The sequence below is a fragment of the Nitrosomonas sp. genome, assembly GCF_024282095.1.
In the GTDB taxonomy this organism is placed as follows: Bacteria; Pseudomonadota; Gammaproteobacteria; order Burkholderiales; family Nitrosomonadaceae; genus Nitrosomonas.
The window spans coordinates 1-7,891 of record NZ_JAMWZS010000064.1 but is presented as its reverse complement, the minus strand read 5'-3'; the positions used below and the strand labels follow the sequence as shown (position 1 = coordinate 7,891).

9 protein-coding genes, 1 pseudogene and 1 riboswitch are annotated in these 7,891 nt (G+C 50.5%); of the genes and pseudogenes, 6 read left to right on the top strand and 4 right to left on the bottom strand.

Translation table 11 applies throughout. The features are described from left to right. Positions 1–160: 160 nt before the first annotated feature. The 4 genes and pseudogenes from Q0K92_RS12650 to Q0K92_RS12635 form a co-directional block, all read right to left on the bottom strand. Positions 161–415, bottom strand: a complete 255-nt coding sequence (locus tag Q0K92_RS12650) for an acyl carrier protein (protein WP_297326155.1) — start codon at positions 413–415, stop codon at positions 161–163. An 18-nt stretch (positions 416–433) separates the two neighbouring features. Continuing rightward, positions 434–1,426, bottom strand: a complete 993-nt coding sequence (locus Q0K92_RS12645; RefSeq protein WP_297326154.1) for a beta-ketoacyl-[acyl-carrier-protein] synthase family protein — start codon at positions 1,424–1,426, stop codon at positions 434–436. A 152-nt stretch (positions 1,427–1,578) separates the two neighbouring features. Then, positions 1,579–1,707: pseudogene (locus Q0K92_RS12640) on the bottom strand (beta-ketoacyl-[acyl-carrier-protein] synthase II); the annotation flags it as partial. Positions 1,708–1,926: 219 nt separating this feature from the next. Next, a complete protein-coding gene (locus tag Q0K92_RS12635) occupies positions 1,927–2,109 on the bottom strand; it encodes a hypothetical protein (RefSeq protein ID WP_297326153.1) in 183 nt (60 codons plus the stop codon). A gap of 52 nt (positions 2,110–2,161) precedes the next feature. Beyond that, a riboswitch (cyclic di-GMP riboswitch) is annotated at positions 2,162–2,241 on the top strand. Between the two features lie 141 nt (positions 2,242–2,382). Here Q0K92_RS12635 and Q0K92_RS12630 point away from each other — a divergent pair. The 6 genes from Q0K92_RS12630 to Q0K92_RS12605 all read left to right on the top strand — a co-directional run. Further along, entirely contained in the window at positions 2,383–3,210 is an 828-nt protein-coding gene (locus tag Q0K92_RS12630; RefSeq protein WP_297326152.1) for an FxDxF family PEP-CTERM protein, read from the top strand. Between the two features lie 241 nt (positions 3,211–3,451). Continuing rightward, positions 3,452–5,653 carry a cytochrome c peroxidase gene (locus Q0K92_RS12625; RefSeq protein WP_297326151.1) on the top strand — a complete coding sequence of 734 codons (2,202 nt, stop codon included), beginning with the start codon at positions 3,452–3,454 and terminating at the stop codon, positions 5,651–5,653. Between the two features lie 93 nt (positions 5,654–5,746). Next, entirely contained in the window at positions 5,747–6,175 is a 429-nt protein-coding gene (locus Q0K92_RS12620) for an MbcA/ParS/Xre antitoxin family protein (RefSeq protein ID WP_297326150.1), read from the top strand. 8 nt (positions 6,176–6,183) lie between these two features. Then, positions 6,184–6,900: an RES family NAD+ phosphorylase gene (locus tag Q0K92_RS12615; protein ID WP_297326149.1), complete on the top strand. Its 717-nt coding sequence runs from the start codon at positions 6,184–6,186 to the stop codon at positions 6,898–6,900. 295 nt (positions 6,901–7,195) lie between these two features. Then, positions 7,196–7,708 carry a hypothetical protein gene (locus Q0K92_RS12610; RefSeq protein ID WP_297326148.1) on the top strand — a complete coding sequence of 171 codons (513 nt, stop codon included), beginning with the start codon at positions 7,196–7,198 and terminating at the stop codon, positions 7,706–7,708. Then, positions 7,668–7,891: hypothetical protein (locus tag Q0K92_RS12605; protein ID WP_297326147.1), on the top strand; the 224-nt coding region annotated here is incomplete at its 3' end. The genes Q0K92_RS12610 and Q0K92_RS12605, both read left to right, overlap by 41 nt.

The window sequence follows — 7,891 nt, the reverse complement described above, 5'->3', positions numbered from 1 at the left end:
GGTATAGGAACCTCAATATTACGAGTTTGCCTCTTTCTATTAAATACTTATCTTCAATTGTCAACAGACCCTAGCATACGTAAAAACTTTCTCTGTTTTTACCTGCGAAATCTCCATCCAGTGGATTCAACAACCAGCAGCAACAGTCAATGCTCAGCCTTTACAACGCCCCCGTCGGCGGATGCTTACCAATATAGTCGATAATATCCCCCACGCTGCGCAGGCCTTTGACTTCCTCGCCGTCAAAACTGACGCCGAAGGTATCTTCCGCATCAAACAGCAGTTGGACGGTATCAAGCGAATCAAATCCGAGTTCTTCGAATTTTGACGCGGTAGTAATCGTGGAAATATCTATGTTTTCAACTTTTGAGGCGATAAATGCGATGACTTTCGCCTCGAGATCTGCTGTATCCATGTCTGATTGGCACCTGTATTAAAGAGTTGTAAAGACGACGCTGGCGTTGTTGCCGCCGAATCCGAATGCGTTACATACGCCGGTCTGTATTTTTTTCTGGATGGCATGATTGGGTGTGTAATTGAGATCACACTCCGGGTCAGCTTCATCCAGATTGATGGTGGGATGGATCGTATCGGTATGCAGCGACATAATCGTAGCGATGCTGCCGATTGCCGCCGATGCGCCGATGGTATGCCCGATCATCGATTTGGTAGCGCTGATGGCGATCTCGGGCGCACGCTCACCGAAAAGTTGTTTGATGGCTTTGGTTTCGACAACATCTCCCAGCGGCGTTGACGTGGCGTGCGCATTGATGTAATCCACCTGATCCGGCGTCATGCCGGCATCGTCAAGCGCAGCCAGCATCGCCGCTACCTGTCCATCCCTATCCGGCGCCACGATATGCGTCGCGTCGCACGCACAACCGTAACCAGCAAGCCGGGCATAGATCTTGGCGCCGCGCCGCTGTGCCGCTTCCTCTTCTTCCAGAATCAGGATGCCCGCCCCCTCACCCATGACGAAGCCGTCCCGGCCTTTGGCAAAAGGTCGCGAAGCACGCGCCGGATCGTCATTAAAACCGGTGGATAACGCATGCAACGCCTCAAAACCCGCCATGGTCAACGGCAATACACACGCCTCCGCACCGCCGGCAACGACAGCGTCCGCTTTTCCTGTGCGCAACAGATCAAGTGCCATGCCGATCGCATTCGCGCCTGAAGAACACGCCGTGCTGCAAGTCAGGTTAGCGCCTTTCAATCCGTGTTTGGTCGCTATCCAGGCAGCGGCGGAGTTCGCCATGATGCGGGGCACGGAGAAAGGCGGCATGGATTTATTCTGGAGCTTGCGCGCAGCCGAGGATTCAAAGGTTGAAAATCCCCCCATACCCGATCCCAGGCTAACCGCCAAGCGTCGTGGCTCATAGCTATCAAGGCCGCCGGCATCTTCCAGCGCCTGATTGGCGGCGTGCAACGCCAGTTGCGTGAACGTCGTGGCTCATAGCTATCAAGGCCGCCGGCATCTTCCAGCGCCTGATTGGCGGCGTGCAACGCCAGTTGCGTGAACCGATCGGTCTGATCCAGCTGTTTGGCCGATAGAAAAGTGCTCGGGGCAAATCCGCTAATTTCGCCTGCGATACGGGAGTGTAAATTGGATGCATCGAAACATTGAATGTTGGCTATTCCACTCACACCATGAATGGCCGCGTTCCAGAACTGATCAGTACCGGTACCGATTGGCGAAATAATCCCCATTCCAGTAACAACTACACGCATATCAAATCAAACAGAAAGCTTTAGCAGGCTGTTGAAAAACGTTTTCGAGGCAGCCGATACCAGGCAAAAACAGGCGAAAAAACGCAGTTTATGCGTAATCAATGAGCATTTTGAGCTTGTTTTTAACACCGTAGCGGCAACGCAGATAGTTTTAACAGCCTGTTTAGGCAGGATTCAGGAAAATAAATGTGCTATTAATCAGCGATGAATATACTTGAAAGCCGGATTGGCTGTCAAACACATCACGAAACGGTTAAAAATACATCGCACAGGCCTTTGTCGGCGCATCACCGCCGCTTTCAACAATAAATCATACTGTTTCGCGCATAGCCATAACACCGGCAATACTGCATCAATCCAGGATGCGGCAATTTGCCACATTGCATTATCAGAATTTCCAAATAGAATATATAAAAAAGTAATTTGAAAGAAAAGCAAACAATGCCACCCTTGCCGCAAGGCAAGTTCGGAAAGCCTACAGATCTCCACACATGAGACGGCTGGGTTGCCTCCCACGAATGATGGGGAGTCACTGAATCGGACAGCAACTAATCGACTTCAGATCATCATTCTTCAATCAAATGCCGGAAGCCATCATTCGCTCATGGAACAAGCGGTCAACGGCGCAATGTAATTATTATTGGAGATTCCAGAATGCAAAAAAAACATGTCAAAAAAACCAGTATGTTTGTTTCCGCAGCTATCATTTCCATTGCCGCACTGGCGAGTACACAGCTACACGCTGCAGGTGCTGTAGGATTTAAAGCTTGGAACGGTGATATTAATGAACTTAACTTGGGTGGCAGCATTTCTGCCGCTGAGACCGGCCTGCAAAGCGCCTATTCCGATAATCCTCTCTTAAACAATTCTGCCTGGGCGCATACAGGCGATTGGTATACTTTTAAGAACAACAGCTTGGGAGATATTAACGTAACAGTTTCCGGAGATGCCGGCTTTGCTCCGGGCCTTACGGTTTGGGCAACCGGAAGCACGGAATTCGATGGTGGAACCACCGGTTTTGGCAGCGAACTCAGCTCGGCAGGATTTGGCACTCCGCATACTTTTAACGCAACCGGCGCAATGGGTGATGCGGGCACGCTATGGATGGCTAACGGCAATGGCGGCAATGTGCTCGAAACTCTGGGCTATGCCGTTTCCGGCCCTGCGCACACGACTGGAACCGGGTGGGGTGAAAGCATACTCAGCGGCGCAAATGACGTGAGTCTGACCAGCACTTTCGAGAACGGCATCAGTGGCAGCGCGGGGGCAAATTCCGTATCGCTGATATTCGATGACCTGGCACCAGGCTGGTATGCCTTGTACATCGGAGGCACTAACAATGCGACTGCCGGCGGGGCATTTGATCTGACTGTCAGCGCAGTACCGGAACCGGAAACTTACGCTATGTTGCTGGCAGGCTTGGGGCTCATTGGCTACCAACTGAGAAAACGGAGAAAACCGTTGAATGGCGTTGTCGCTTAAACAATCATTAGAAACCCTGAACAAGTGTCATTTCGAGCAAGCGCGAGGAACCTTCTGCATGGATTATTACAGATTCCTCACTGAGTTCGGAATGACAAATGCGAGTTATCCAGAGTTTCCCTAGATGCACACGGCATTTATCGTGAATTACATGGCATAGAATTATCAGCACGTACGCGACAAAACGCACAAACACCATGAAGTTCCCTGACGTACATGCCCGGTAGTAAGGAATATCATCATGCTGAACCATATAAAAAAAACCATAAGCACACTCATCACACTGTGCTGTCTTACTTTTTTTACCGGCTCACTGTCACAGGCTGACGGTTTCGGACCGATCCCCATGTCGCTGAAAGGCGCACCGGTTCCCGGCGTACCCGGCTTGCTGGGTGGCACCGACCCGATCATTATAAATAAAAACAAAGCGATAGCGCTTGGCAAGGCCTTATTTTGGGATACTAATGTCGGCAGTGACGGCATAGCGTGCGCCAGTTGCCATTTTCATGCAGGCGCGGATCGACGCACCAAAAATCAACTTGCGCCGATAGGCAGAAATAGTCATCTGCCAAAGGATTTTGAGCTTGCAAGCGATGGAACACCGCGTGGGCCCAACAGTACTCTGAAAAGAAGCGATTTTCCTTTTTATCAAACCGATAATCCGCTAAGTCCCACCGGTATCCCTATTTATAACAGCGATGATGTGGTTTCTTCCTCGGGCACCTTTGGCGGCGACTATCGCGATGTCAAATCGGTTGAAGCGAAGAATGATCAATGCAGCCGCAGCGCCGATCCGGTTTTTCATGTCGGTGCAAAAGGTACACGCAAAGTTGAGCCACGAAATACACCGACCGTCATCAATGCCGTTTTCAATTTTCGCAATTTCTGGGACGGTCGCGCCAATAATATTTTTAACGGCAGTAGTCCTTGGGGGGATCGTGATCCCGATGCAGGCGTCTGGGTTAGAAATAGCGACGGCACCGTTGCCAAAGAACGCTTGCGACTCATCAACTCCGCGCTGGCTTCCCTGGCCGTCTCTCCGCCCCTGGATGACTTCGAAATGAGCTGCCACGGACGCACCTTTGCTGACTTGGGCCGTAAGCTATTGGATCGTAAGCCGCTCGAGCATCAGCGTGTGCACTGGGATGATAGTGTACTGGGCGGATTGGCACACAGCACACCCAATAATCTGCAGCAAGGATTAGCTACCAATTACCATCAATTGATCATGGAAGCATTCAATTCCAAATACTGGGATTATAACCATACCGGCCCATTCGGCGCTCCGCCGCGCAGTTCTGCAACGCACAACACGCCGTACCGGCAGGTGGAAGCCAACTTTGCCATGTTCTTTGCGCTCGCGATTCAAATGTATCAATCGACCCTGATTTCCGATGATTCCCCGTTTGATCGAAGTGCTGTGGATGCGCACGGCATACCCATCGACTTAAGCGCATCGGCCCAGCGTGGCATGGATATTTTCCGCGATTCACATTGTGCACTCTGCCATATTGGCCCTAATTTCACATCGTCGGCGGTGGTAACCAATGGCATTTTGCAAAAATCAAACCCGCACGCTTTCGGCAATTCCACATTCCGCGTCAGCACCACCACGGTAGTGACCAGTTTATCGTTAACCGGCGGCATGATGTTTCAGGATACCGGTTTCTCCGGTACCGGCGTCACCCCGGTGGAAAATGATATCGGTTTGGGCGGCACCGATCCCTTCGGCAATCCATTGTCGTTCTCTGATCAATATTTACAGCTGCTTGCAGGGAATGCATCCGGGGTGGTGGATCCTTATGTTGCAAATGTAAGACCTTGTGATCTGGATACGTCGATTGCAATTGATAGTGACAGCCCGCATGCGCTGCTTTTCACGCGCGTGGATGGGATACAAATCCAAAAACAAAATACTTTGAATTGTTTCAATCCGGCAGGCATCTTTATTCCAACAACCGCAGCCGCATTGGCAGAATTGGCAAAACCCAATCGCAAAAGATTTTTGAGCGCGGCCAATGGCTCATTCAAAATTCCCACGTTAAGAAATATCGAATTAACCGGCCCTTACATGCATAACGGCGGCATGGCGACGCTGGACGAAGTGTTGGCGTTTTATACACGAGGCGGTAATTTTGCAACACCGCCTAAAGAATTTGCCAAGATTTTTGCGCTGGTTGACCTGCGGCTCGCACCGCAAAAACGCACAGACTTGCTCAATTTTCTAAAAAGTTTAACTGATGATCGCGTACGCTTTGAAAAAGCACCGTTTGATCATCCGGAACTGTTAGTTCCACACGGTCATGCAGGCGATAACGCAATCGTTACCAAAGCTCATCCCATGAACAGCGCGCTCGCAGCGGATGAGTTTCTGTTGATTCCCGCTGTCGGAGCCGCAGGGAGAACAAAAGCATTGCCAGCATTTGATCGCTATTTGCAGTAATGCAATCCTCCAAAAAACCCGGGACTACTCCATATGCACACCCACCGATAGTTACTAATAATACAAATATAGTATCTTTAATGACGATATGCTATGCTCCCTGAAACAAAACTACCGGAAGAAAAAATGCGTGTCATGCTTGAGCAACAAACCACGGCAACACAAGATCGTGGCGCCTTGGCCAAAATGGTGATGGCATTACTCGACCACTGGAAGCTGACAACCGAGGATCAGGCAACACTGTTAGGCTTAGCATCCAACAACCGGACTGCACTGACCCGTTATCGCAAAGGCGAGTCCATCGGCACCAGTCGTGACCAATACGAGCGCGTAGGCCACCTATTGAGCATCCATAAAAACCTGCGCTTGTTGTTCCCGCAGAACCGGGATCTGGCATACCGTTGGATGTCGACTCGTAACAAGGCGTTTGACAACCTTACGCCGGTGGAGGTGATCAAGGAATGGGGGTTTGCCGGCTTGCTGATGGTACGGTCGTACCTTGACCGGGCGCGCGGCATTTAGCAGATTAGATGGATTCATTGTTCTCATGTCTCACCCTGGCAGACATTCACCGGGATGTCATCCGCAATATTGTCTCACTCAGAGAATCTCAGGATTTGTTCGACGATCTGACGGATAATCCCGAGGAATGGTTGTTGGCTCAGCAGGTTGAAGACCAAGTAAAGCCACCGCCATATCGATCTCACACGCCAGTGATTCATCGCCCTTTTGAAGATGCGGAGTGGTTCAATGCGATTACCTGGCCGTTCAAGCACTGGCAAACCAGCCGTTTTTCAGATGGCTCATTTGGTGTTTGGTATGGCTGTGATGCAGTGGAGACATGTGTTTTCGAGTCCGCCTATCACTGGTACCGGGGCTTGCTCTGCGATGCCGGCTTTGAAAAAGAAACCGTCATCGGTGAGCGCAAGCTGTATTCAGTGGCATGCGATGCCGCATTGCTGGATTTTCGGCCAGTGGTACACGAAAAGTATCCGGACCTGCTGCACAAGACCGACTATACCTTCGCTCAATCGATCGGCGCGAGAATTCACCGAGAAGGTCATCCAGGGTTGCTCACCGCATCAGTACGATATCCGAATGGAGAAAGCTACGCAGTGTTTAACCCCGCTGTTTTATCCAACCCCAGGCACCTCTATCTGCTGACCTACCGGCTTGAAACGCAGCATATTGTTGTTGAAAAAACGCCTGGCGTTGCATGGCTGACCCTACCAATTGATGAGATTTGAACTTCTGCGCTAATAAAATCGGAGGACATCAGGGTAATTACCAGATCCGATATATTATAAAAAGACAAAGAACGTTTTAACTATCTGGTTTGACTGATACAATTATTTTTTATTTGATCGGGCAATCACCATGCATCACATATCGCAAACAATTCACTTAAACTGGCTCGCTGCTGTTTTAATCGGAATTATGACGCTTGCATGCACCACAGAAATCAATCTGAACACAGACCCTGCCGGCACAAAAGCAAACAGCCAGACAACCCAAGTAGAATCTTCAACAAAGGGGGAATCCATGAAATTCTCGAGCAAACCACCCGAAAGCTGGTTCTGGTCACACGATATCGATCCGCATCATATCGACGACGCAGTCTTGCCCGGCATGCATCTGACGCGCCTATCTGTTTATGGCAGTGGTAAAAGTCGGCGTTTTGCGGCGATTGCTTTGCGGGAATCAGGAATCGAAGGTATTTATTTGCAGGATGTTGCAGCAGCCGATCTGGATAGCAAAATAGCAGGAACCGGAGCACGGCCGGTGTCCATTACCGCTGCTGACGTGGACGGTCAGTTACGTTTCTCACTGACTTTGCAAAAAGGATCCGAACCCAAGACAAGCGTGCATATCAACCTTGATGAGGCCGGATTGAGCCAGTTGGTTAACGATCAACGCCGCATTGCTGACTTTACCACCTACGTCGCAGGCGGAGTCCGCAAGTATGCGGCTATCCGTGGAAGAACGTCCCGGGCCTTCGCAGGTCTTTACCCGCGTGACCGCCAAAGAACTGGATGCGCAATTACGCAAACATAATGCAACACCGCTGCGCATACGCGGCTTTGTTGAGGGAGGTACCCGGTATTTCACTGCGGTAGCGGAACGTTTCGATGCCGGCGCTTGGGCGTGGTATGACGATATCGATGGCGATACCGTCGCCAGCAAACTCGACTCGAACAATGCGTATCCTTTCGATCTGGACGCTTACCGTGATGAGCG